Here is a 23,546-nt window from a genome sequence, read left to right as displayed (position 1 = left end):
CGACGGGGCTCCTTCCGCGCGCTCGCCGCGCGAAGAAGGAGCCCCGTCATCGATCAGGTCAGGCGTTCACCTTCTCCGCGTCGGCGACCGAGGTGCCGTCCCCGTCACCGGCTTTTCCCGAGCCGTCCATGGTCTCGCCCATCGCGACGGGCTTGCGCTTGGTGAACGTGACCGCCACCACGATGATCGCCGCTGCCACGAGTGCGATGGTGATCCGCAGCGCGTTGTTCTGACCGGTGCCCACGCTCCAGGTGACGACCGCGGGGGCGATCAGCAGCGCGACCAGGTTCATCACCTTGAGCAGCGGGTTGATCGCCGGACCGGCGGTGTCCTTGAACGGGTCGCCGACGGTGTCGCCGATGACCGTCGCGGCGTGCGCCTCGGAGCCCTTGCCACCGTGCGCGCCATCCTCGACCAGCTTCTTGGCGTTGTCCCAGGCACCACCGGAGTTGGACAGGAAGACCGCCATCAGCACACCGGTGGCGATCGCGCCCGCCAGGTAGGCGGCGAGCGCGCCGGCGCCCAGTCCGAAGCCGACCGCGATCGGTGCGAAGATCGCCAGCAGACCCGGCGTCAGCAACTCGCGCTGCGCGTCCCGCGTGCAGATGTCCACCACCCGGCCGTACTCCGGCCGCTGGGTGCGGTCCATGATGCCGGGGAACTCGCGGAACTGGCGGCGCACCTCCATCACGACCGCGCCGGCCGAGCGGGAGACCGCGTTGATGGCCAGACCGGAGAAGAGGAAGACGACCGCCGCGCCGATGATCAGGCCGACCAGGTTCTTCGGGTTGGACACGTTGAGCGCGTTGGCGAGGTAGCCACCGACGTTGTCGATGCCCGCGTCGTTGAGCGCCGTGGTGACCGTGTCGGTGTAGGAGCCGAACAGCGCGGTCGCGGCGAGCACCGCGGTCGCGATCGCGATCCCCTTGGTGATCGCCTTCGTGGTGTTGCCCACCGCGTCGAGTTCGGTGAGCGTCTGCGCGCCCTGCTCGTCGATGTCGCCGGACATCTCGGCGATGCCCTGCGCGTTGTCCGAGATCGGGCCGAACGTGTCCATCGCGACGATCACGCCGACGGTGGTGAGCAGGCCCGTGCCGGCGAGCGCGACGGCGAACAGGGAGAGCGTGATCGAACCGCCACCGAGCAGGAACGCGCCGAACACACCGGCGCCGATCAGCAACGCCGAGTAGACGGCCGACTCCAGCCCGACGCTGATCCCGGCGAGGATCACCGTGGCCGCGCCCGTCAACGAACTCTTGCCGATGTCCTGGACCGGACGGCGGTGGGTCTCGGTGAAGTAGCCGGTCAGCGCCTGGATCGCGGCCGCCAGCACGATGCCGATCACGACCGCGCCGATCGCGATCAGCCGCGGGTTGCCCTCGGTGGCCGCGAACTCCGCGCCGAAGCCGGCGAACGTGGCCGGCAGGTAGAGCCAGGAGACGATCGCGACGAGGACCGCCGCGAGGACCGCCGAGGCGAAGAACGCCCGGTTGATCGCGACCATGCCGGTACGGTCGGTGACCCGCAGCCGGGTGATGAACACCCCGATGATCGCCACGACCACGCCGACCGCGGAGACGATGAGCGGGAAGACCAGCCCCTGCTCGCCGAAGGCGGCCCGGCCCAGGATGAGCGCGGCGACCAACGTCACCGCGTACGACTCGAACAGGTCCGCCGCCATGCCGGCGCAGTCGCCGACGTTGTCGCCCACGTTGTCCGCGATGGTCGCGGGGTTACGCGCGTCGTCCTCCGGGATTCCCTGCTCCACCTTGCCGACCAGGTCGGCGCCGACGTCCGCCGCCTTGGTGAAGATGCCGCCGCCGACCCGCATGAACATGGCCAGCAGCGCCGCCCCGAAGCCGAAGCCCTCCAGCACGGTCGCCGCGTCGCCCCGGAAGATCAGCACGACGAGCGCCGCACCGAACAGGCCGAGGCCGACGGTGAGGAAGCCGACCACGCCGCCGGTGCGGAAGGCGATCTTCATCGCCGCCTCGCGGCCGCCCTCGCCCGCACCCGCCGCCGCGGCCACCCGCAGGTTGGCGCGGGTCGCGAGGGCCATGCCGGCGCCGCCGATGAACGCACTGAACGCGGCACCCACGACGAAGAACGCGGATCGGCCGATCTTCACCATGACTTCGCTGCCGCCCGTGTCGTGCACCGGGAGCAGGAAGAGGAGCACCACGGCAAGTACGACGAACACGCCGAGGGTCTTGAACTGGCGGAACAGATAGGCCGACGCGCCCTCTTGCACGGCTGCGGCGATCTCCTGCATGTTCTTGGTGCCCTTACCGGTTGCCAGAACCGCCCTGACCAGGGCGAAGGCAAACCCGAGCGCCACCAGCGCGATGACCGCGGCGACGATGACGTACGTCAGGTTTTCTCCGGAAAGGGACAGCCCGCCGCTGTCGGCGGCCAAGGTAGTCCCGGACATCTATGTCCTCCTGTACCGAACGCTCGCCCCGTACCGGTGGACGATCCGGCGGGGCGTCTCCACGCTGGGAGTGGTGTCTCCCGGCTCCCACACGTCGCGGGAGCAGGGCGCTGCCTGATAACCCGCGTACTGTAGCCGCACACCGTGTGCGAGGTCACACCGTCTACCCACTTGGGGCGGTGATATTCCTCGTTGTGTTAGGAGGAGTCAGCGCCCGACGGGCCAGACCATCCGGACCTCGGTGCCGATGCCCTCGTCCACAGGGCGCACCTGAAGGTCCTCGACGAAGCCGGCGAGCAGCGCGAACCCGACACCGACCGTCAACGCCTCGTCGGTGAGGGATTCGTTGGCCAAATCGTCGGGCGGAAGCGCGGCGAGACCGAGACCGGCCTCGATCGGAGCGCGGTCGATCACCCGAACGGTGTAACTCTCCTCGTCGGACATCTCGACCAGTACGAGATCCGGCAGGCCGTACTGCCGGTGCAGGGCGACGGCCCGCGTACACGCCTCACCGATCGCCAGCCGCACCTCGTCGAGCAGCTCTTCGGCGACGCCCGCGCGGCGGGCCACCGCGACCCCGACCAGACGCGCGGTGCGCACATGTACCGGCGCTGGAGAGAAGGAGAGCCGGACCGTCGACATCACGCGGTCGGACCGACTTGATCCACCGTCGTCGCCGCCTCGACCGTCGGGAAGATCGGAAAGACCTGGTCGAGCGCGGTGATCCGGAAGATCTTGAGGAGCGGCTCCTTGCCACAGACCAGGCCGAAGGTGCCGTTGCCGGCACGCAGCCGCTTGAGCGCGCCCACCAGCACCCCGAGCCCGGTGGAGTCGAGGAAATCCACCCGGCCGAGATCGACCACCACCTTGCGGGCACCGCCCTCGACCACCTCGATGAGCCGCTCGCGCAGGCGAGGCGCGGTGTAGACGTCGACCTCGCCGCCGACCTCCAGCACCGTGTACTCGCCCACGGTGCGGGTCGTGAGCGACAGCTCCATCAGTCCCTCCTCCGGCCGGCATGAACGCTTTAGGCATCTAACCACCGAGCGGAAACACGCGCAGCGCGCCTCTCCCCCGGCGCGCTCGTGGCATTTCGCACGTTGGCCATATCCGCACACCAGTGCGACAGTGCAGGACGTGACGTCAGCAGCCACCGTAACCGCAGCCCCCGGCCCGGAGCCGGCCGAGCTGCTGCGTCGGCTGCGCTCGCGGAGCAGCCGCGGACCCGACGACGGGCCGGTCACGCACGTGGAGCGGGTGCCGCCGCGACCGGGCACCAGCGTGCCATGGCCGCAGTGGGCGCCGGAACAACTGCGGGCGGCGTTCGCGCGGCGTGGTGTGGTCACCCCGTGGCAGCACCAGGCCGAGGCGGCCGAGCTGGCGTACGCCGGCCAGCACGTCGTCCTGGCCACCGGCACCGCCTCGGGCAAGTCCCTCGCCTACCAGCTCCCCGCGCTGGCGACGCTGCTCACCGATCCGCGCGCCACGGTCCTCTACCTCGCGCCGACCAAGGCGCTCGCCGCCGATCAGTTGCGCGCCGTCGCCGGGCTCGGGCTCGACGGGGTACGCCCGGCGAGTTACGACGGCGACACGCCGCGCGCCGAACGGGAATGGATCCGCCAGCATTCCCGCTTCGTCCTCACCAACCCGGACATGCTGCACCACGGCATCCTGCCCGGCCACGCCGGCTGGTCAACCTTCCTGCGCCGGCTGGCGTACGTGATCGTCGACGAGTGCCACACCTACCGGGGAGTGTTCGGCTCACACGTCGCCCACGTCCTGCGCCGGCTCCGGCGGCAGGCCGAGCGGCACCGCCGTACCCCCGTCTTCGTGCTGGCCTCCGCCACCTCGGGCGACCCGGCCGCGGCGGCCAGCCGGCTCACCGGCCTGCCCGTCGAGGCGGTCGTCGCGGACGCGTCGCCGCGCGGCGGGCTGACCTTCGCGCTCTGGGAGCCGCCGCTGCTGCCACCCTCGGCGGAGGCCGTCGAGAACGACGCCACCGAGCTGATGCAGGTGCGCCGCTCGGCCCTGCGGGAGAGCGCCGATCTGCTCACTGACGCGGTCGCCGCCGGGGTGCGGACGTTGGCGTTCGTCCGCTCGCGGCGCGGCGCCGAGGTGGTCGCGACGATGGCCCGACGCTCACTCGACGAAGCCGTGCCCGGCCTGGGCGCGCGGGTCGCCGCCTACCGGGCCGGCTACCTACGCGAGGAGCGGCGCGGCCTGGAGCAGGCCCTCCTCTCCGGCGAGCTGCTCGGGTTGGCGTCGACCAACGCGCTGGAGCTCGGCGTCGACCTGGCCGGGCTGGACGCGGTGCTCATCTGCGGTTATCCGGGAACCCGGGCGTCGCTCTGGCAGCAGGCCGGCCGGGCCGGACGGTCCGGGCGGGAGGCGCTCGCCATCCTGGTGGCCCGCGACGACCCGCTCGACACCTACCTGGTCCACCATCCGGAGGCGCTCTTCGGGCGTCCGGTGGAGTCGACCGTGCTCGACCCCACCAACCCGTACGTGCTGGGACCGCAGCTCTGCTGCGCGGCGGCCGAGGCGCCGCTGACTCCGGCCGACCTCGAGCTCTTCGGCGGTCCGGCCGCGGTCGCGGCGGTCGAGGCGCTGGTCGCCTCGGGGGCGCTGCGCAGGCGGCCGACCGGGTGGTACTGGACGCATGCCGGGCGGCCGGAGGTCGATCTGCGGGGCACCGGCGGCGCTCCGGTCTCCGTCGTCGAATCCTCGACCGGGCGGCTGCTCGGCACCGTCGACCCGGAATCGTCCCACTTCCAGGTCCACCCCGGCGCGGTCTACCTCCACCAGGGCGCGTCGTACGTCGTCGACGACCTGGACCTCGACGACGCGTGCGCGCTCGTACACGCCGAGGAGCCGGACTGGTCGACGCACGCCCGCGACGTCACCTCACTCTCCGTCGCCTCGGTCAGGTCCTACGTCGACGCCGGCCCCGTCGGGCTCTTCCTCGGCGAGGTGGACGTCACCAACCAGGTCGTCTCCTACCAGCGGCGGCGCATCGGGTCCGGCGAGGTGCTCGACACCCGGCCGCTCGACCTGCCCACCCGGGAACTGCACACGGTCGCGGTCTGGTTCACCGTGTCGCCGCAGGCGCTGGCCGCGGCCGGTGTCGAGGTGGCCGACGTGCCGGGCGCCCTGCACGCCGCCGAGCATGCCGCGATCGGCCTGCTGCCGCTGGTCGCCACCTGCGACCGGTGGGACATCGGCGGCCTCTCCACCGCCGCGCACGCCGACACCGAGGCGCCGACCGTCTTCGTCTACGACGGGCATCCCGGTGGGGCCGGCTTCGCCGAGCGGGCGTACGGCACGGCCGCGGCCTGGCTGCGGGCCACCCGCGACGCGATCGCCGAATGCGGCTGCGAGGCGGGCTGCCCGTCGTGCGTGCAGTCCCCGAAGTGCGGCAACGGCAACAACCCCCTGTCGAAAAGCGGCGCCGTGAAGGTGCTCGACGTGGTCCTGGCCGCCCTGCGGGACGCGCCGACTCTCCCCGTCGATCAAGGACTTGTTCACCTGGATAGATCTCCGGTCATGTGAACAAGTCCTTGATCTACCCAAAAGTCCTTGATCGACGTTCGGCTCGACGGTCGCGGGGCATGGGAGGGGAGGTCGACTCGCCCTGGTCAGATCGAACGGCGAGAAATCCTCGGGGTGCCTAGCTGCTCCGAGTGCTGTCGCTGATGTTCGCGCACCTGGGCCTCCCACGCCTCCTGGTCGACGGCGGGGTCCGGTGGCGACCAACGATGCGACCCGTCCTCGTAGTGCATCGCCTCATCACCGGGGCGTAGAACGCTCATCGGGCCCACCCCACGAACCTGTTGTGCAGCGACCCGGCCGGGACGTATTGGAGATCAGGCGCCGCAGCCACGAAGTACGTGCCGAGGTAGATCGACAAGGACACCGTGGCGCCGAAGACTCTCACGTGCCTACGTTCGATGGATGGAGCGTGGGCCGGGGCCTTTGATGGGGCCTTACGAGATCGCGAAGCGCCTGGGCGTCTCGCGGCAGCGGTTCCAGCAGCTCGCCCGGTATCCGACCTTCCCCAAGCCGTACCAGGAACTACGGGGGACCAAGATCTGGTTGGCCGAAGATATAGAGCGGTGGATCGCCGAGTACCGCCAGCCACGACCAGCTGACGACGACACCCCGGGCTAAGCCAGACGTCCGTCGACTGTTCGTCGCCTACGCGGCCGCAGTGTTTATCGGTCCGGCGCGGGCGGATGCGTTCGCGACGCGGAACAGCCCGGGTAGGGGTTCGACGGTGACGGTGACGGTCAGGATCAGGTCCAGGCCGTCGACAACACAGTCGGTGACCCGCCCGCCGTTGGCCGCCACGATGTGCGCCGCCCGCTCGCAGGCAGCCTGTTGATCCTCGATCGCGCGCGCCGCGCCGGCGAGCGCGCCGAGGTCGGCGGCGACCCGGGCCTGGTGACGGGCGACCCGCGCCGCACCGACGGCTGCCCCGGCGAGGCCCGCCGCCACGAACACGAGTCCCACCGCCAGCAGCCACAGCGACGCCGCTCCCCGGTCATCGGCTAGACGACGCGCCGTCACGGGGCCGGCTCCGGGGCGCCCGGTTCGACGGCGGCCACCGCCACCGCTTCCACGGTCAGCCGCGACAGCCGCGCTCCGAGCGCCCGGACCGGGGCCCGTACGGTCGCCGTGGCCACATCGCCGTCCACGCTGACCGATATCGCCGCGCCGGGTGGCGCCGCGCGTTCGCCGGCGGCCGCTCCGGGCTCGCCGCGGGAGGCGGCCAGTGCCGCCTCCCGCGCCGCGTCCACGCACTGCGCCTTGGTGGTGACCGCGCTGACGGCGGTCAGGCCGGCCAACAGCAGCAGGACGAGCGCCGGCAGTCCGGCCGCCAACTCGGCGGTGAACGAGCCGCGGTCACGGCCGGCCAGCCGGCGCCGGATCACTTCAGGGCCCGGTCGATCACGGCGGTGAGCGCGGACTGCACGTTGCCGCTGGTCAACACCTTCAGCAGAATTCCGGCGAAGGCCACGGCGGCGAGCGTGCCGACGGCGTACTCCGCGGTGTTCATTCCGGCGTCGCCCCGCAACCGGGCGATCAGCTTGCGCACGGAGGTGCTCCTTTCTCGATGAGTTTCACAGCACGTCGCCGAGGACGGCGACGATCACCGGCACCAGGCCGGCGAGAATGAAGGCGGGCAGGAAGCACAGGCCCAGCGGCAGCACGATCAGCACCCCGGCGCGGCGCGCGGCGGCCTCGGTCGTGACGGCCCGGTCGGCGCGCAGGTCGTCGGCGAGCCGGGTCAGGGCGCCGGCGAGGGCGGCCCCGCTCGCCGACGAGCGCACCGCCGCCCGGGCCAGCCGCTCACCACCGGCGACCGGCATGAGGTGCGCCCACGCCTCCTGCGGCTCCGCACCGAGTCGCAACGACCGGGCGACCGTGGCCAGTCGCTCGCCGAGCGGACCTGCGAGCGCCTTCGCCACTGCGGCGGCGGCCCGATCGACCGGAGCGCCGGCGCGCAGCGCCGCGGCGAGCAGGTCGGCGGCGAGCGGCAGATCGGCGATCTCTCGCAGTCGTTGCCGACGGGCGGCGGCCGACTCGAAGCGCCGCAGCAGTCGCGGCAGCACGAGCGCGGCGGTCACCCCGGTGGCCAGCCCCAGCGCGCCGCCGATCAGCAGGGCGAGCGTGACGCCGGCCAGGGCGGCGACCGGCCGGGTCAGGTCGCGGGTGGGGCCACGCGGCACGTCCCGCGCGATGACCTGGCGCAGCCGGTGTCGGGCCGCCCGGTCGGCGAGGATCTCCGGCACGGTTGCCACTACGGCCACCCCGGCCAGGCAACCGGCCGCCACGAGTTGCGCGGACATCAGGCGATTTCGGGGGCGCGGCCGAGCCGCTCGGTCCAGGCGAGCCCGGCGAACTGCAGAGCGATCGCGGCGAGCGCGCAGCCGGCGCCGAGCGGCGTGTGCAGGAGCACGTGAAGCGGGTCCGCCCCGATCCCGTAGCCGAGGCCGATGCCGCCCAGGGGCAGCGCGGCCAGTAGCCATGCGGTCGCCCGTGCGCCGGCCGCCTGAGCCGCCGCTGTGGCGACCGCGCGATCCATGGCCCGCGCATCCGCCTCGATCCGTTCGACCAGGTCGGCGAGAGGCGCTCCAGTCTGCTCGGCGAGCTCCCACGCCGCCCGGGCCAGGCGGGTGAGCCGGTCGGGCCCGCCCCGTCGGGTCAGCCCGGTGGACGGCCAGACGGTAGCCGCCGGCAGGCCGGCCCGTAGGTCGGCGGCGAGCGCGCAGAGTGTGTCGAGGCTGCGTGCGCGCTGCTCTGTGGCGGTGCGGGTCGAGCGTCGGCGGAGCACCGACCGGACGGCCAGCCCCCCGTACGCTCCTGCAGCGATCCCGGCGACCGGCCCCGCGAGCAGCGCGCCGACCGCACCGGCACCCGCGATCACGAGGGGGACCGTCCGCGCGATCTTGTAGTTGTGGCCGCGATACAAGGGGCGTAACCGGGCATATCGAGGGCCAGAACTGCAAGATCGCGGGAGGAGGGCGCGACGGGCGCGGGTGTTTCCCGACGGCGACGCGGCGACCAGCGCCGCGCCGAGCAGGCAACTCGCCGCCAGCCACGACCATTCCCCGGTCACGAGCCCGCGTCCAACCCGGCGAGGACCGGCGGCACCGGCACGCCGCGCTGGACGAACAACTGGGCCAGCGCGGAAGCGCCCGGACCGGGTCCGTGCCCCCGTCGCCACGCGGGAACGGCGGTGACGAGCCGTTCCCGCCCCGCCGGCAGCAACAGGCAGACCGCCTCCAGCACCCGACCACCGGTCGCGCGGCGGACCTGCAGCAACACCTGGAGCGCGGCGGTCACCTGGGCGTGCAGCGCCGCGCGCGGCAGTCCGCCGAGCAGGCCGAGCGCTTCCAGCCGGGCCGGCACGTCAGCGGGGGTGTTGGCGTGCAGTGTGCCCGCGCCGCCGTCGTGGCCGGTGTTGAGGGCACCCAGCAGATCGACCACCTCCGCCCCACGGCACTCCCCCACCACGAGCCGGTCGGGGCGCATCCGCAACGCCTGACGTACCAGGTCGCTGAGGCCGACGGAACCGGCTCCCTCGACGTTGGCGGTCCGCGCCTGCAGCCCCACCACATGGGGGTGCACCGGACGAAGCTCCGCCGCGTCCTCCACCAGGACGATCCGCTCGGTCGGTGGCACCAGCCCGAGCAGAGTGTTGAGCAGGGTGGTCTTGCCGGAGCCGGTCCCGCCGGTGACGAGATAGGCCAATCGGGCCGCCACCAGCGCAGCGAGCAGCGGCGCGACCGATGCCGGCACCGTGCCGTGGTCGACAAGCTCGCCGAGGGTGAAGGGACGCTGGCGGAAGGTCCGCAGCGAGAGATAGGGGCCGCTCGTCGCCACGGGCGGCAGCACCGCGTGCAGCCGGGTGCCGTCGGGCAGCCGGGCGTCGGCGTACGGGCAGCCGTCGTCCAACCGGCGGCCGCAGGCCGCGGCGAGGCGCTGCGCGAGCCGCCGCACCTCCTCCGGCCCGCCCAGCGACATCGGTGCCCGCTGCAGGCCGCGGCCACGGTCGACCCAGACCTGGCCACCGTTCACGAGCAGATCGGTGACTTCCGGATCGGCGAGCAGCGACGAGAGAGGACCGGCGCCGACGAGATCGTCGTGCACGCGGTTGGCCAGGCGGAGGACGGTGGTGTCGCCGAGAACGGCGGCACCGGGTTCGGCGCGGAGTGCGGAGACGACCGCGGCCGGCGTGACGTCGACGCCGTCGGCGGCGAACCGTTGTCGTACCCGTGTCGCGAGCTGCCTGTCACTCACGCCGCCGCCCTCGGCGTCGTCCCGGCGATGTCGGCGACGATGCGCTGGCAGAGCGAGGCCAGCGGGCCGCGCCCGCTCGCCGCGGGCGCCTCGCCGCGCTCCATGCCCCGACACAGCCCCGGCTCCGGCCGCAACGTGCCGGCGAGCGGCAGGTCGAGGGCCCGCGCGACCTCCCGCGCCTTGAGCCGGCCCGGCGCCGGCCCGCGGACGATCACCGACAGATCGGGGCAGTGCAGGGCGGCGGTGGCCGCGACACGGGCCGCTGCGGCGGTGGCGCGCAGCTCGGCGGGGACCACGACGAAGACCTGATCGGCGGCCTGCAACGCGATCACCGCCGCGTCGTCGAGCTGACGGGGAAGGTCCACCACGACGAGATCCCGGCCGCGGCGTCCGGCGTCCATCGTGGCGGCCATCGCCTCGACCGGCACGGCGAGCAGGTCGCCCCGGTCCCACGAGAGCACGACGAGGTCCCCGCGGCTCGGCAGTGCCTGCACCAGTGCCGGTGGGTCCACCCGACCGTCCGTCTCGGTCAACGCCGGCCAGCGCAATCCTTCCAGCTGCTCCCAGCCGAGGACGAGATCGAGACCGCCGCCGAGCGGGTCCGCATCGACCAGCAGGGTGCGCAGACCGGCCCGAGCAGCGGTGACCGCGAGCCCGCCCGCGAGGACGCTCGCGCCGGCGCCGCCCCGGCCGCCGATGACCCCGATGATCCGGGCGCCGGAAGCGGGGGTCGAGCCCGGCGACTGCTCCGCGAAGCGGTCCACCAGCCATGGTTCGGCGGCGGGGAGCATCGCCACGTGCTCGGCGCCGAGCAGTTCGGCCAACTGCCAGGGCTTATCGTCGTGTCCCGACCGGCCGACCAGCACCAGGCGCGGACGGCGCGGTAGCCGCGCCCGCAGGCATGGCTGCGCCTGGTCGACGCCGATGAACACGAGCGGTGCGGTGGCGTAGCGGGACCGCGCGGCGGCCGGGTCGGGCGCCAGGTCGACCTCGGTGCCGGCGGCGGCGGCCAGCCGCAGCAGGTCGTCGAGCAACTCGGCGTCGCCGGTCAGCACGAGCGGCAGTCGGGCGCCGGCATGGACGGAGGTACGGAGCGGCATCGCGGCCTCCACGGGGTGGGTACGAGGGGTACCGCCACACCGTGGAGGAGCCGGAGCGGGCCGCCAACCCCTGCGGACGCCGCCTGTGGATAACTGAACCGCCTGTGGATAACTCCCGGACTGCCTGTGGATCTGCTACGTCAGCGGCTCCAGGCGAGCGCCCGCTGGGTCCGCTCGTACTCCCGGGACAACTCGGCGTCGATCTGCGCGGCCCGCGCTTCGGTGAGCGCCACCGCCGGCTCCCGCCAGGTGCGCTCGGTGATCATTCGCGCCCGCAGCCCGACCGGCGGGTGCGTCGCGAAGAGGGACACGTCGTCGCGGATCGACAGCTGGCGCAGCAGCGGCAGCTGCTCGGCGTTCGCGGCCCGTGCCTCGTCCGCCGTCCGACGCCAGCGCACCGGCCCGTGACCGGCGCGCGCGTCCCGGCGCACCAGCATGTCGATGACGTCGGCCATCAGAGCCGAATCGGAGAGGCTCGCCGCCGCCGCGGAACCGGCCACCCGGGCCGCCATCTCGTCCGCGAGGTACTCGGCGCGCTGGGTGTCGCGCAGGGCGACCCAGAGCAGCAGCAGGTGCGCACCGAACAACAGGCGCGCCATCGTCGCCTGCACCACTCCGGCCAGCAGTGCGCCCACCATCTCCAGGAGACCGGCCCCACGGACCGTGTCGACCGGCCGGACCAGGTCGGCCGCGTTCGCGAGCATGGTGAAGGCCGGTTGCGTCAGCAGCAGGCGCCGTGAGTCGCCGTTGACGAAGTGCCCGAGTTCGTGGCCGAGCAGCGCGACCCGTTCCTGCGGCGGCAGCGAGCCCCAGAGCGGCAGCCCGAGGCAGAGCACCCGGCGCCGCCGCACCCCCACGCACGTCGCGTACGCGTTGCGGTGCCGCTCGTCGACCGCCACGATGTCCGGCGTGGGGGCGCCGATGGCGGTCGCCACCTCGTCGATCAGCCGGAACAGCGCTGGCGCGCGCTCGCGCGTCAGCACCTCGAGCTCGGGATCGAGCCGACCGAACCGCGGGCGCAGCGTGAACGCCACCGCGAGCGCGACGATGCCGACCAGCATGTTCAGCGCCGGGAACCGGTAAGCGACCAGCAGCCACCCGCCGGCCGCCGCGAGCAGGGCGACGGCGGCGAGCAACAACACCGAGGCGGTCACCGTCACGATCCGCGCCGGTCCGAGGCCGCGCTGCGCAAGGGGGCGCTGCGCCAGCGCGGTGAACTGCTGCCGCGTCAGGCGGTAGGCGAGGCCATGCGTCCGCCGGTCGATCCACCGCCAGCCGAACTCCGGGCGGTGCCGCTTCGGCTCGTACCGGTCCAGGTTCCACTCGCAGCGCGGGCACCACGGCGCGGCCTCACGGATTGTCACGGTGGCCGAGGAACACCTCGCACAACGGTCGGCGGCCGCCTCGCTGATGATCACGGAGGTAGAGGATGCCGGAGGGATGACCGGACCGGAACGGCCCGTTCGGCCGAGGCGCTATTTCCGGTACGCATTCCGCCCCGCCGACAAGTGAGTTGAAATTGCGGGGCCACCCGGCTGGGATGGCGGGATGGCCATCCGTCGCATCAGTTCCGAGGAACGCCTGACCACGAGTTTTCCTCTGCAGTCGTACGCCTTCGAGCGCTCACCGGCGAACGCCGCCGCGACCCAGGAGACGCGGCAGTATCTGCCGTACAACGAGGGCAACGTAACGCTCGTCGCCGAGGAGTCGGACACGGTCGTCGCCGCCGCATCGGCGATACCGATGCGGCAGAACATTCGCGGCACCGTGTTTCCCATGGCCGGAATCGCCGGTGTGGCCACGCATCCCCTCGCCCGGCGACAGGGACACGTACGTCGACTCCTCACCCAACTGCTCGGCGAGATGCGCGACGAGGGTCATGCCGCCACGGCGCTCTACCCTTTCCGGCCGTCGTTCTACGAGCGTTTCGGCTACGTCGGTTTCCCCAAGCCACGCACCGTCACGTTCTCGCCGGCGGACCTGAATCATTTTCTGCGCCTCGACCTGCCCGGCGAGGTCACGTGGCAGCGGATCAAAGACGGCTACGACACCTACCGCGACTTCATCCACCGGTCGCTCGCCGAGCGGCACGGATTTGCCGCCTTCCCCGATTACCGGGCTGCACGGCAGCGCGACAGCGATGAGGAGTGGCTGGTCATGGCGGTCGTTGACGGGGAGACCGTCGGCGCGGTGACGTACCGGATCGAAGACCATGCCGGCGACCTCCTCGCCGGTGACCTGCTGACCACCGGGCCGGTCGGTCGGGCACTGCTGCTGCAGTTCTTCGCCCGCCACGTCGACCAGGTCGCCCGGGTGACCACGACCGTTTCGGCGAACGAAAGCCCCGAATTGTGGGCCACGGATTTCGCCGCCCACACCGAAGCCAAGATCTCCTTTCCCGGCTCGTCCGCCCCGATGGCACGGATCCTGTCGATGGAGGCGCTCCACGGCATCGCTGCGGGCCCGGGACGGGTCACCATCGAGGTCGTCGACGATCCGTTCATCGCCGGGACCTACCTGCTCAACGGGGAGGGCGGCCGGCTGGAGGTGACCGCCGAGCGGGCCGCCACGCCAGCCGCGACGCTCACCGCCGCGGGGATCTCCGCGCTGGTCTACGGCGTGCTCGACCCGGTCGAGGTGGCCCTGCGCGGCTTCGGCGCCGTACCCGATGCCGCGGCGACGGCGCTGCGCGGCATCTTCCCGCCGCGGACCCCGCGCCTGTTCGCGTCGTTCTGATCGCGGCGGCGCCACCTGGCGTGGGAGCGCTTGCCCGGAAAGAGCGACGACCCCCGCCGGGGGGATGCGGTTTCAGGTTGTTGGCTGATGCCAGCTGGCGACAACCCGCGTCGATGAGCAGGCGCCGGGCCTCGTAGGTTGAGGTTCGCGTCCGGCCCGTATCAAGGCTCGCGCTGCCTTCTTGCTGCCTCGCTGCCTGGCGCCTCGCTCACAAGCTCTGTGTGACTCGTCCGAGGTCGTGCGCAGGCGTCCGCGACGTGGGGCGATCGTCCGCACCCTCTCGCCGGGCAACCATCCATGTCTGGGCCTGTTGCTGTCACCGTTGCTGTCGGCCAGCCGCTCGCTCTGTTGCAGCGGAGCTCCCTTAGCGGAAGAAGTCTCGGACGCAAACTCTGCCCACAGGCCACTGGCAGGTGTGCATCCGAGGGAGGCCAGCCTCTTCTCAGCGGGTGCCGCCAGCCGGATGCCCTCGCCACCGACAGTTGGGGCGCCGGACGCCGTTGGGTGAGGCTCTACCGTGGATAGTGGGAGTGAGGCAGTATGCCAGTCGGGGCCGACGAGCTGGCCGCCGTGCCGCATTGGTCGCTCAGACTCATCGTGGGGGGTCGGCAGTGGCAGTATACGACCGGTCAGAGCCAACGCTCGGAACATCTTTGGCTTTGTGGAGGTTTCGGCAAGACCGCGCGGCCATCAGCGACCATTACTGGGCGGCAACCCTAGCAGGGGATTTGTTGAGCTACACGCTCAAGAGCAAACCTGATCAGATGGAGCCGGAGCAGGCGCTCGGAATAACCGACGACCGATACAAGAACCGACTCGGACACAGTGTTAGTGACCTCAGGCGGCGTACTAAGATCGGCGAACGGTGGCGGCGTCTCTCGATGCTGGTTCTGATGTCCTCAGCATTTGAGCGATTTCTGCTCGGCATCGCCACTGCGGCCGTAAATTCGGATCCGACCCGCACGCCAGGCTTCCCCAAACGACTTGACGGCCTACTCCTCAAGAAGTACAACCTGAACGTCGAGCAGGTGCCACTCGAAGGACTCACCAGGGGTGAGTGGTCATCTAGAATTGCGGAATACCGGAGGCTGTTTGGAGATGCACCCAGCACACTTCTTCAAGCCGAGTCGGAGCTAGACCGCCTTCGCAAAGCACGGAATGCAGTTGCCCACCAGTTCGCCGTGGAAGCGCGTAAACTTTCAGAGCATACGATGCTAGTCCTCGGGGCGCGTCGGGCTGCGGCGACTCTCCCTCAGAGCTTGGCCGTAAGTCATGAATCGGTTCTTCGTTGGCTTCGCTGCATCGGTGAAGTGTCCGACGCGGTTGACCACCACCTGACGCGGGACTATATCGGAGGCTACGAAAGCGGCCTGATCTACTTAGAGTGGTTGCAGAGTCCGAGCAAATTCGAGAAGTCAGTGGGCGTGACCCTGCAGGGGCACAATAAGACCGACACGCTCCGCTTCAACAACATGTTCAGCGAGCTCCTAGGCAATTCAGTAGGCAAGGTTTACACACGATCACTGCAGGCGTACGTCGATAAGCTCTAGTTGCGAACGCCAGCAACTCCGGGAAGGGCGGCCATTGAGGTGCTTATGCCGTTGGCAACTACGGATAGTGGGATGCTGGCCCCTACCTCCCACGCGTTTTCCCCGGCTGACCTACGCATTACGAGTCAGTCCCCCGGCGCTGGTCCACCGCCTGGCCCTCGTGCCGGGCAGCGTATGTCCGTCCGCGACCGTCCGCTCATGCTCGCTGGTTTGGCTGCTCGCTTGGCTGCTCTCCTGGTGCCGGTCATGCGGTTTGATGCGACGGCGACGGCGGCCGCACAACGCTTACATTCCACTGCTTGCTCGACCGGGGTAGCCGAGTTCGTCCTCAAGCGTCTCGCGGATCTTGCGGAGCGTGCTGTCGTCAGCTTGCGTAAGCAGAGAGACCACCACACCGAGTTCGACTGCACGACTAGCCGATAGCCGGTCATGGGCCCGCCGCTTCGGTTGGTCCGGGTCTACCTGCCTATCCACCTCGTTCGGAGGGCCGCCGAGTGCGATGCGCCGCGCCTCGCGGATCCGGCTTATGAACTCGACGAGGACCGGCTGATCATCGAGCGGGTCGATGACGATCACGTCCGGCTGGTCACCACCAGGCATGACCCGTTCGACCGCAGCGTTCGCACCGTACGCATTCAGAAAGTTCGGCACTTGCCCGAGAGCAGGGGTGCGCTTGCCAACTTCGATCAGGCGCAGGTACTCGGAGGAGAACCCGAGTTTGGCCGCCGCATCCGCGCGGGACATGCCAGCCTTCCATCGCAGACGTTCTAGCAGCTCCCCGAATCGGCGGTTGTCTGATTCCCGCCCCGGCCCGACGGTTAGGTCGTAGCGAGGGGTCTGTGAAGCGTGCCGGTGGGCGTCCAACTGCCTGTCGCCATCGTCCACGCCTTCACCGTACACCAACAACTAGTTTTTTTGTTGGAGGTAGTTGCGCACACCCACTCCCCGATCTACGCTCCAACTACTGGCAACACCGCCAGTCACCTTTGTTGCAAAGGTCGGAGATGGAGACTGACATGTACGACCGCGGGAACGACGGCGCCGTGCCCGCCGAGCGCGCCAAGCCGACGGGCGGGATCTACTCGTTGCCGGTCGTCGGGAATGCCGCCGCAGGAGTTCGCGAGTTCTACGACGACATGGCCCCGTCGGACACCGACAGGACCGAGGTGCGAGTCGCCAAGGAGGTACTCCGCTGGTCCTCGGCGGTCGCCGGGGCGGCGGCTGTTGCGGTGATGGTGCTGTGAGCCGGCCGGCGCTGTCGGCCAGTGCCGCTCGGTGTCGTTCCCTCTGGTCCTGCCGTCGGCGACCGCTTGCTGTGACCATTGACACCGGTCACGCATCAGGGCGTTCGCTGACTTTCTGTGACTCCCCGGCACCCCCGGAAGCGAGCCGCGCCCGCTCCTGCCGTTCCTTCAGCCCTCGCCGGTCCTCTTGAAGGGGCTCCGGGTTGGCGGGTATGTCGGCAAAGCCTGGTCGGGTGGCGTGAGCATTGGGCTAAGGCCTTGGTCGAGGATGGCGCGATCGGCATCGGACAGCCGAACTAGAGGTCGGCGGAGGTAAATGCTCCACGCGTGGGGCTTGGGAAACGCGTCCAGCTGGTCCACCAACGGCTGCAACTCCAACCCGCCGGGATAGGGCACTACGCCCTCGATGCGCAGATCACATACTGAGTGGAACTCACGCTCGGCGATCTCTATCGGTTGGTCCAAGCGACGTACGGCGGTTGCGGCGGTCGCGGTGCCGATGACGCGGCCCCGGTCGCGCGTTGGTTTGTGCCAGGCGCCACGGGTGGCGTATAGGAACAGCCGATCGCCGGGCGCGAGTCGCGCCACCTCGGCTCGTCGTATGGCGGGGAAGGCCATCCGCTGCTCGTGCAGCACCCACCAGATGGCGTCGCGTTCGCCGAGCACGACCAGATAAGAGCCACTCACTCCGCAGACTCTACGAGCACCTCGCCATGGGCACGATCAGGGAGTGCCGGTGGGTCGTGCAGACGGTAGCTGCGCGGGCACACGGATTAGGGGGCAGCAACAAACTGACTACCCGCACCTTGAAGGCTAGGGGAATGTCAACAGGACTGGGGGTCCGAATCCCGGTCATTCCGGGTATGTACCGGATCTTGGTCGGCCACCTACACTGTCCCTTCAAATGGACGAGGTTTCGGGGTACCGGCGGTTGGCGGCGGAGCAGCGCGCGCGCATGATCATTGACCGCCAGCTGACGGATGCCGGCTGGACCGTTCAGGATCGCAAGGCGATGAATCTGTTCGCCGGCCAGGGCGTCGCGGTCCGCGAGGCGGTGATGGCCAAGGGCCACGGCCGAGCTGACTACCTGCTCTACGTCGATCAGAAGACCGTCGGCGTAATCGAGGCGAAGCCCCAGGGCACGCCGTTGTCGGGGGTGGAGTGGCAGTCGGCCAAGTACGCCGAGGGCCTCCGAGCGGAGGTGCGGCTCAAGGCACTGACAGTGGACGGCCGCCTGCCGTTCGTGTTCGAGGCGAGCGGGTCGGAGACCCACTTTACCAACGGGTTCGACCCCCAACCGCGGGCCCGCCGGATCTTTGCGTTTCCCCAGCCGGGCATCCTGGCCCGCATCCTGCGGGATGCCGCGGCAGAACCGAATCGGCCTACCTGGCGAGCAAAGGTGCGCCACCTGCCGCCGCTAGATACCGCTCCGCTGCGGCCCGCCCAGATAACCGCGATTCAGGGTATTGAGCAGTCACTGGCCGAACAGCGGTTCGACCGGTCGCTGGTGCAGATGGCCACTGGCGCCGGCAAGACCTACACGGCGGTCACCCAGGCGTATCGGCTGCTCAAGCACGGCGGCTTCGCCCGGATCCTGTTCTTGGTCGACCGCAACAACCTCGGCGACCAGACTCTGGCCGAGTTCCAGAACTATCGCACCCCCGACGATGGACGCCGGTTCACCGAGCTGTACAACGTCGACAAGCTTACAAGTACCGGCATGCTCCGCAGCTCCAACGTCGTGATCTCTACCATTCAACGGGTGTACCGGGTGCTGGCCGGCGGCACCGCTCCCGAGGGCGATGACCCTGGGCTAGACGACTACGTGCCAGATGCCCCGGTGAGCGTCGTCTACAACCGGGACCTCCCGCCCGAGGCGTTCGATCTCGTGATCGTCGACGAGGCGCACCGGTCGATCTACGGCGTGTGGCGGAGCGTGCTGGAGTACTTCGACGGGCACATCGTTGGCCTGACCGCCACCCCCGGGAAGCAGACCTTCGGCTTCTTTCGGCAGAACTTGGTTTCCGAGTACACCTATCCGCAGTCGGTCGCCGACCGCGTCAATGTCGACTTCGATCTGTATCGGATCAAAACCCAGATCAGCGAGCAGGGCTCCCGCATCGAGGCCGGAACAGTCGTTCCGAAGGTTGACCGACGCAGCCGCGTGCAGCGCCTCGAAGAACTCGACGAAGACCTTGAGTACACCAGCAAGCAGTTGGATAGAGCGGTCACCGCCAAGTCGCAGATCCGGCTGGTGCTGGACACCTTCCGCGACAAACTGTTCACCGAAATCTTTCCCGGCCGCACCACCGTGCCCAAGACGCTGATCTTCTGCAAGGACGACGCCCACGCTGAAGAGGTTGTCACCACAGTGCGGGAGGTGTTCGGAAAGGGAAACGACTTCGCTGCGAAGATCACCTACAACGCCAGGGATCCGAAGGGCCAACTGCAAGCGTTTCGCACCTCGGCGAGCCTGCGCATCGCGGTGACCGTCGACATGATCGCCACCGGAACCGACGTCAAGCCCCTCGAGTGCGTGTTCTTTATGCGCGACGTACGGTCGGCGTCCTACTTCGAGCAGATGAAGGGTCGTGGAGCTCGCACCATCGCCCCCGCCGATTTCCAAGCGGTCACCCCCGACGCGACCGAGAAAATCCGTTTCGTCATCGTCGACGCGGTGGGCGTCACCGACCACGACTTCGTTGACCCGCCACTCAATCGAGAGAAGGGCGTCTCGCTTAAGCAACTGCTGGACAAGGCCGCCGCCCTGACTATCACCGAGGCGGAAACCGCCACCCTCGCCTCCCGACTCGCCGCGCTGCAACTCCAGCTCACCCCGGCCGAGCAGGCCGAACTCGACCATGTCGCCGGCACACCGGTCCGGGACATCGTGCGCGGCCTCGTCGACGCGGTGGACCCCGATACCCAGGCCAAGGCCACCGCCCACGCCGCGGATCCGGCGGTTGCCGTGCAGAACTTGATAAACGCGGCGGTGAAACCACTGGCCGCTAACCCGCAGCTACGTCAGCGGATCCTGGAGTTGCGCCAGGCCCACGATCGAATCATCGACGAAGTCAGCGTCGACACCCTCGTCGACGCCTACGGGGTGGTGGACACCTCCCGCGCCCGCTCGATCGTCGACTCCTGGCAGGTCTACCTCAATGAGCACCGCGACGAGATCACCGCGATCCAGCTGCTGACCGAGGCCCGCGAGCGGCGCATCGCCTTCAGCGACATCAAGGAACTGGCCGAGCGCATCGCGCGCCCGCCGCGCAACTGGACTCCGGACCTGATCTGGTCCGCGTACGAGGTCCTGGAAGCGGACCGTGTTAGGCACAGCGACCGGCACACCCTGACCGACCTGGTCTCTCTGATTCGATTCACGGTCGGCCAAGACGACCGGCTTGTGCCCTACGCCGAACGAGTCCGGGAGCGGTACGCTGCGTGGCTGCTCCAACAAGACCAGGCCGGAGCGAACTTCACTGACGCAGAAAGATGGTGGCTGGACCGGATGGTCGAAGTAATCGCCGTGTCGGCCGGGCTGAGTCCCGACGACCTGGACAACGCGCCCTTCACCGAACGTGGCGGCATCGACGGCGCCATCCGCGACCTCGGTCCGAAGGTAGCCGACCTCATTGACCAGCTAAATGCAGGACTAGGGGCATGATCGGCATGCCTTGGCCGCTGCCATCAGATTGGCGCTGGGCCGCGTTCAAAGATGTCGCGCGAGTCGTCAGCCATCTGGTTGACCCAGCCCTCTATCCGGATGCGCCTCATGTCGCACCCAACCACATCGAGGGTGGTACTGGGCGGCTACTCCCGTTCCGCACGATTGCTGCCGATGGCGTTAAAAGCCCAAAGCATCGGTTTCAAACAGGACAGGTCATCTATTCGAAGATCAGGCCCTACCTGGCAAAAGTTATCGTGGCCGACTTCGATGGACTCTGCAGCGCAGACATGTATCCAGTAGCCACAGATCTCGATCCTCGATTCCTGAAGTGGTGGATGCTCACTCCGGAATTTACCCGGAGAGCGGCAGGCGAACAGGCCCGGACAGTTCTACCGAAGATCAACCGGCGCGCACTTGAGAAGCTCCCTATTCCGGTGCCACCGCAGGCCGTCCAGCGGCAAATCGTCGACATCCTCGAAGACCACCTCTCCCGCCTCGGCGCCGCCAACGACTACATCAACGCCGCCAGAGCGCGAGCGGAGTTGTTGACCACGTCCGCGTTGTTGGCCGATGAGTCGATGGCTTCCTCGCCGAGGCTAACCCTGCGAGAGGTGCTCGCCGAGCCGCTGTCGAACGGTCGATCCGTGCCCACCAGAGAAGGCGGCTTTCCCGTCCTTCGCCTGACAGCACTTCAACAGGAGCGAGTCGATCTAAATGAGCGGAAGGGTGGAGCCTGGACACTTGATGAGGCGCGGCCATTCCTTGTACAGCAAGGTGATTTTCTGGTGGCCCGTGGCAACGGCAGCCTTCGGCTCGTGGCCCGAGGCGCCTTAGTGCAAGAGAAGCCGGACCCCGTCGCCTATCCTGACACCTTGATCCGGGTCCGCATGGATCCGAAACGAACTAACCCCAGTTTTCTCTCCTTGGTCTGGAACTCTCCGGTCGTGCGACGGCAGGTTGAATCTATGGCCCGGACGACTGCCGGGATCTACAAGGTAAATCAGAAGCACCTGGAGACCGTTGTCCTGCCGGTCCCAACTCTGGACGAACAGGCTCAAATATGCGCTCGTGTAGAGCATGTCAGGGTAGCTCAGAGACGTCTCACGGAAATCTGCACAACATCCACGATTCGGTCTAGCGCACTGAGAAGGGCTACCCTTACCGCCGCTTTCTCCGGTCGCTTGACCGGTCGAGCGCGTGATTTGGAGATTGTGGAGGAGATGGCCGGTGTCTGATGCACGCCGTTTGGTTGACAAGCTGTGGTCGTACTGCAACGTGCTCCGCGACGACGGCGTCGGCACCATCGAATACACCGAGCAGCTGACCTACCTGCTGTTCCTCAAGATGGCGCACGAGCGGGAGACCCGTCCACTCAAGCCGGAGCGCATCGTGCCGCCAGAATGCTCGTGGCAGCGGCTACTCGACGCCGACGGTGACGACCTGGAGGTCACCTACCGGCACATCCTGGAAGACCTCGCCCGGCAGCCCGGTACCCTGGGCACCATCTTTCGCAAGGCGCAGAACCGGATCCAGGACCCGGCTAAGCTCAAGCGGCTGATCGTCGACCTGATCGACAAGGAGAACTGGTCGGCCACCGGCACCGACATTAAGGGCGACGCGTACGAGGATCTACTGTCCAAGGGCGCCGAGGACATTAAGTCTGGCGCGGGCCAGTACTTCACCCCGCGCTCGCTAATCCAAGCGATGGTCGACTGCGTACAGCCGACCGTCCGGGATACGGTCGTCGACCCGGCAGCTGGCACGGGCGGGTTCCTGCTCGGCGCCCACGAGTACGCCTCCCGGCACGCAGAGACCCTGACGCCAAGTGAGCGGGAGCACCTGCGCGACGCCTTTGTCCACGGCGTCGAGCTTGTCGACGGCACCGCCCGGCTGGCGGCCATGAACCTACTGCTGCATGGGATTGGTACTCCCAACGGCCAGAGCCTGATCGAGGTCAAGGACGCCCTCATCGCCGACCCAGGCCGCCGGTACTCGGTGGTGCTGTCTAACCCGCCTTTCGGCCGCAAGTCCTCACTGACGATGGTCGGTATGGACGGTCGCGAGTCGCGCGAGGAGCGGGAGATCGAGCGGCAGGACTTCAGCGTCACCACCGCGAACAAGCAGTTGAACTTCCTACAGCACATCGCCACGATCCTGAACATCAACGGCCGGGCCGCAGTCGTCCTGCCTGACAACGTGCTGTTCGAGGGCGGCGTCGGCGAGACACTACGCCGACGGATGCTGCGTGACTTCGACCTGCACACCATGTTGCGCCTGCCCACTGGCATCTTCTACGCGCAGGGCGTGAAGGCCAACGTGCTGTTCTTCGACAAGAAGCCAGCTGCCGAGCGCCCGTGGACCGAGAGACTGTGGATCTACGACCTCCGCACCAACCAACACTTCACCCTGAAGCAGAACCCACTGCGCCGCCAGCACCTCGACGACTTCGTCTCCTGCTACGCGCCAGGCAAACCCCGGTCAGAGCGCGCCGAAACCGAACGGTTCAAGTCCTTCACGTACGAGGAACTTGTTGCGCGCGATAAGGCCAACCTTGATGTCAGTTGGCTGCGGGATGACTCGCTGGAGGACACGGACAATCTTCCGGCACCCGAGATCATCGCGCGGGAGATCGTCGAAGATTTAACCGCAGCACTGGCGGAATTTGAGGCTGTAGCGGTAGCCCTTGAGGCAGGGGCTAGGGGGTAGAAGCGCGGGTCGCTGGGCCGAGAAGATTACTAGTGTCCTCGTGGTTCACCAACTACAGGTAAGGAGTCCCCGGCCGGCCTCGTCATCGGGCCGGCCACGCCTTGTTACCTGGGCAGACGTCGTTACCAATGGTCGTCGTGGTCGCTCTCGCTCGGCCTCCGACGGCCTGGTGACGGCCTGACCTTGGTCTTCGTCGCCCCGCCCGAACCGACGCCCACCCGTTACCGCTGCCCGATTGACGCCCCCGACGGCGTGGGATCCGCCCTGAAGGACCAGCGTGATACGAGAACGTCAGAGGGCATCTCT

At 69.0% G+C, this 23,546-nt stretch carries 20 protein-coding genes and 1 pseudogene; 8 read left to right on the top strand and 13 right to left on the bottom strand.

Annotated features, from left to right (window positions below):
* Positions 1-58: 58 nt before the first annotated feature.
* The 3 genes from AB0J06_RS11695 to AB0J06_RS11685 all read right to left on the bottom strand — a co-directional run bounded on the left by AB0J06_RS11695 (position 59) and on the right by AB0J06_RS11685 (position 3,429).
* Positions 59-2,431, bottom strand: coding sequence for a sodium-translocating pyrophosphatase (locus tag AB0J06_RS11695; protein ID WP_357427362.1), 2,373 nt, complete (start codon positions 2,429-2,431; stop codon positions 59-61).
* Between the two features lie 207 nt (positions 2,432-2,638).
* Entirely contained in the window at positions 2,639-3,076 is a 438-nt protein-coding gene (locus AB0J06_RS11690; RefSeq protein ID WP_357427360.1) for an ATP-binding protein, read from the bottom strand.
* Positions 3,073-3,429, bottom strand: a complete 357-nt coding sequence (locus AB0J06_RS11685; RefSeq protein WP_357427358.1) for an STAS domain-containing protein — start codon at positions 3,427-3,429, stop codon at positions 3,073-3,075. The genes AB0J06_RS11690 and AB0J06_RS11685 overlap by 4 nt, the downstream gene beginning before the upstream one ends.
* A 139-nt stretch (positions 3,430-3,568) precedes the next feature.
* On the opposite strand from AB0J06_RS11685, the gene AB0J06_RS11680 reads away from it, so the two are divergent.
* Together AB0J06_RS11680 and AB0J06_RS11675 are read left to right on the top strand one after the other, a co-directional pair.
* Complete coding sequence (locus AB0J06_RS11680; protein WP_357427356.1) at positions 3,569-5,980, top strand: DEAD/DEAH box helicase; 2,412 nt, start codon at positions 3,569-3,571, stop codon at positions 5,978-5,980.
* Between the two features lie 426 nt (positions 5,981-6,406).
* A complete protein-coding gene (locus tag AB0J06_RS11675; protein ID WP_357427354.1) occupies positions 6,407-6,598 on the top strand; it encodes a hypothetical protein in 192 nt (63 codons plus the stop codon).
* Between the two features lie 27 nt (positions 6,599-6,625).
* On the opposite strand, the gene AB0J06_RS11670 is transcribed toward AB0J06_RS11675, so the two are convergent.
* The 8 genes and pseudogenes from AB0J06_RS11670 to AB0J06_RS11635 all read right to left on the bottom strand — a co-directional run bounded on the left by AB0J06_RS11670 (position 6,626) and on the right by AB0J06_RS11635 (position 12,698).
* On the bottom strand, positions 6,626-6,997 hold the full coding sequence (locus AB0J06_RS11670) for an Rv3654c family TadE-like protein (RefSeq protein WP_357427352.1): 372 nt from the start codon (positions 6,995-6,997) through the stop codon (positions 6,626-6,628).
* Positions 6,994-7,362 (bottom strand): TadE family type IV pilus minor pilin, encoded by a 369-nt coding sequence (locus tag AB0J06_RS11665; protein ID WP_357427350.1) that lies wholly within the window; start codon positions 7,360-7,362, stop codon positions 6,994-6,996. Before AB0J06_RS11665 ends, AB0J06_RS11670 begins: the two co-directional genes overlap by 4 nt.
* Complete coding sequence (locus AB0J06_RS11660) at positions 7,359-7,526, bottom strand: DUF4244 domain-containing protein (protein ID WP_081883916.1); 168 nt, start codon at positions 7,524-7,526, stop codon at positions 7,359-7,361. Before AB0J06_RS11660 ends, AB0J06_RS11665 begins: the two co-directional genes overlap by 4 nt.
* A gap of 25 nt (positions 7,527-7,551) precedes the next feature.
* A complete protein-coding gene (locus AB0J06_RS11655; protein ID WP_357427348.1) occupies positions 7,552-8,280 on the bottom strand; it encodes a type II secretion system F family protein in 729 nt (242 codons plus the stop codon).
* A pseudogene (locus tag AB0J06_RS11650) lies at positions 8,280-8,861 on the bottom strand (hypothetical protein); the annotation flags it as partial. The pseudogene AB0J06_RS11650 and the gene AB0J06_RS11655, both read right to left, overlap by 1 nt.
* A gap of 185 nt (positions 8,862-9,046) precedes the next feature.
* The gene (locus AB0J06_RS11645; RefSeq protein ID WP_357427346.1) at positions 9,047-10,234 is read right to left on the bottom strand and encodes a TadA family conjugal transfer-associated ATPase; all 1,188 of its coding nucleotides are present in this window, start codon (positions 10,232-10,234) and stop codon (positions 9,047-9,049) included.
* Complete coding sequence (gene ssd, locus AB0J06_RS11640) at positions 10,231-11,286, bottom strand: septum site-determining protein Ssd (RefSeq protein ID WP_357427526.1); 1,056 nt, start codon at positions 11,284-11,286, stop codon at positions 10,231-10,233. The genes AB0J06_RS11645 and ssd overlap by 4 nt, the downstream gene beginning before the upstream one ends.
* A 188-nt stretch (positions 11,287-11,474) precedes the next feature.
* A complete protein-coding gene (locus AB0J06_RS11635; protein WP_357427344.1) occupies positions 11,475-12,698 on the bottom strand; it encodes a M48 family metalloprotease in 1,224 nt (407 codons plus the stop codon).
* A 184-nt stretch (positions 12,699-12,882) separates the two neighbouring features.
* Here AB0J06_RS11635 and AB0J06_RS11630 point away from each other — a divergent pair, with 184 nt between their 5' ends.
* Together AB0J06_RS11630 and AB0J06_RS11625 are read left to right on the top strand one after the other, a co-directional pair.
* The gene (locus AB0J06_RS11630) at positions 12,883-14,070 is read left to right on the top strand and encodes a GNAT family N-acetyltransferase (protein WP_357427342.1); all 1,188 of its coding nucleotides are present in this window, start codon (positions 12,883-12,885) and stop codon (positions 14,068-14,070) included.
* A 731-nt stretch (positions 14,071-14,801) separates the two neighbouring features.
* Positions 14,802-15,620, top strand: coding sequence for a hypothetical protein (locus AB0J06_RS11625; RefSeq protein WP_357427340.1), 819 nt, complete (start codon positions 14,802-14,804; stop codon positions 15,618-15,620).
* Between the two features lie 285 nt (positions 15,621-15,905).
* Here the strand turns inward: AB0J06_RS11625 and AB0J06_RS11620 are convergent, their stop codons facing one another.
* Positions 15,906-16,505 carry a helix-turn-helix transcriptional regulator gene (locus AB0J06_RS11620; RefSeq protein WP_357427338.1) on the bottom strand — a complete coding sequence of 200 codons (600 nt, stop codon included), beginning with the start codon at positions 16,503-16,505 and terminating at the stop codon, positions 15,906-15,908.
* 131 nt (positions 16,506-16,636) lie between these two features.
* Between AB0J06_RS11620 and AB0J06_RS11615 the strand changes: the two genes are divergently transcribed.
* Positions 16,637-16,864, top strand: coding sequence for a hypothetical protein (locus tag AB0J06_RS11615; protein WP_357427336.1), 228 nt, complete (start codon positions 16,637-16,639; stop codon positions 16,862-16,864).
* Positions 16,865-17,032: 168 nt separating this feature from the next.
* Here AB0J06_RS11615 and AB0J06_RS11610 read toward each other — a convergent pair whose 3' ends face one another.
* A complete protein-coding gene (locus tag AB0J06_RS11610; RefSeq protein WP_357427334.1) occupies positions 17,033-17,551 on the bottom strand; it encodes a hypothetical protein in 519 nt (172 codons plus the stop codon).
* Between the two features lie 217 nt (positions 17,552-17,768).
* Here AB0J06_RS11610 and AB0J06_RS11605 point away from each other — a divergent pair, with 217 nt between their 5' ends.
* From AB0J06_RS11605 to AB0J06_RS11595, 3 genes are read left to right on the top strand one after another with little or no spacing between them, the layout of a single operon-like run.
* On the top strand, positions 17,769-20,531 hold the full coding sequence (locus AB0J06_RS11605) for a DEAD/DEAH box helicase family protein (protein WP_357427332.1): 2,763 nt from the start codon (positions 17,769-17,771) through the stop codon (positions 20,529-20,531).
* Positions 20,528-21,769 carry a restriction endonuclease subunit S gene (locus AB0J06_RS11600; RefSeq protein WP_357427330.1) on the top strand — a complete coding sequence of 414 codons (1,242 nt, stop codon included), beginning with the start codon at positions 20,528-20,530 and terminating at the stop codon, positions 21,767-21,769. The genes AB0J06_RS11605 and AB0J06_RS11600 overlap by 4 nt, the downstream gene beginning before the upstream one ends.
* Positions 21,762-23,240: a class I SAM-dependent DNA methyltransferase gene (locus AB0J06_RS11595; protein WP_357427328.1), complete on the top strand. Its 1,479-nt coding sequence runs from the start codon at positions 21,762-21,764 to the stop codon at positions 23,238-23,240. The genes AB0J06_RS11600 and AB0J06_RS11595 overlap by 8 nt, the downstream gene beginning before the upstream one ends.
* Positions 23,241-23,546: the final 306 nt, after the last annotated feature.

This window comes from Micromonospora sp. NPDC049679 (genome assembly GCF_040659735.1).
Lineage (GTDB): Bacteria > Actinomycetota > Actinomycetes > Mycobacteriales > Micromonosporaceae > Micromonospora_I.
The sequence above is the reverse complement of the archived record's forward strand: the minus strand, read 5'-3'. Positions and strand labels throughout refer to the sequence as shown.

What these genes read in the sequence shown, in the direction of transcription:
- AB0J06_RS11675 (WP_357427354.1), top strand. Translation starts at nt 6,407, where the DNA reads ATGGGGCCTTACGAGATCGCGAAGCGCCTGGGCGTCTCGCGGCAGCGG.
- AB0J06_RS11600 (WP_357427330.1), top strand. Translation starts at nt 20,528, where the DNA reads ATGATCGGCATGCCTTGGCCGCTGCCATCAGATTGGCGCTGGGCCGCG.
- AB0J06_RS11685 (WP_357427358.1), bottom strand. Translation starts at nt 3,429, where the DNA reads ATGGAGCTGTCGCTCACGACCCGCACCGTGGGCGAGTACACGGTGCTG.
- AB0J06_RS11655 (WP_357427348.1), bottom strand. Translation starts at nt 8,280, where the DNA reads ATGTCCGCGCAACTCGTGGCGGCCGGTTGCCTGGCCGGGGTGGCCGTA.
- AB0J06_RS11615 (WP_357427336.1), top strand. Translation starts at nt 16,637, where the DNA reads ATGTACGACCGCGGGAACGACGGCGCCGTGCCCGCCGAGCGCGCCAAG.
- AB0J06_RS11630 (WP_357427342.1), top strand. Translation starts at nt 12,883, where the DNA reads ATGGCCATCCGTCGCATCAGTTCCGAGGAACGCCTGACCACGAGTTTT.
- AB0J06_RS11605 (WP_357427332.1), top strand. Translation starts at nt 17,769, where the DNA reads ATGGACGAGGTTTCGGGGTACCGGCGGTTGGCGGCGGAGCAGCGCGCG.
- AB0J06_RS11695 (WP_357427362.1), bottom strand. Translation starts at nt 2,431, where the DNA reads ATGTCCGGGACTACCTTGGCCGCCGACAGCGGCGGGCTGTCCCTTTCC.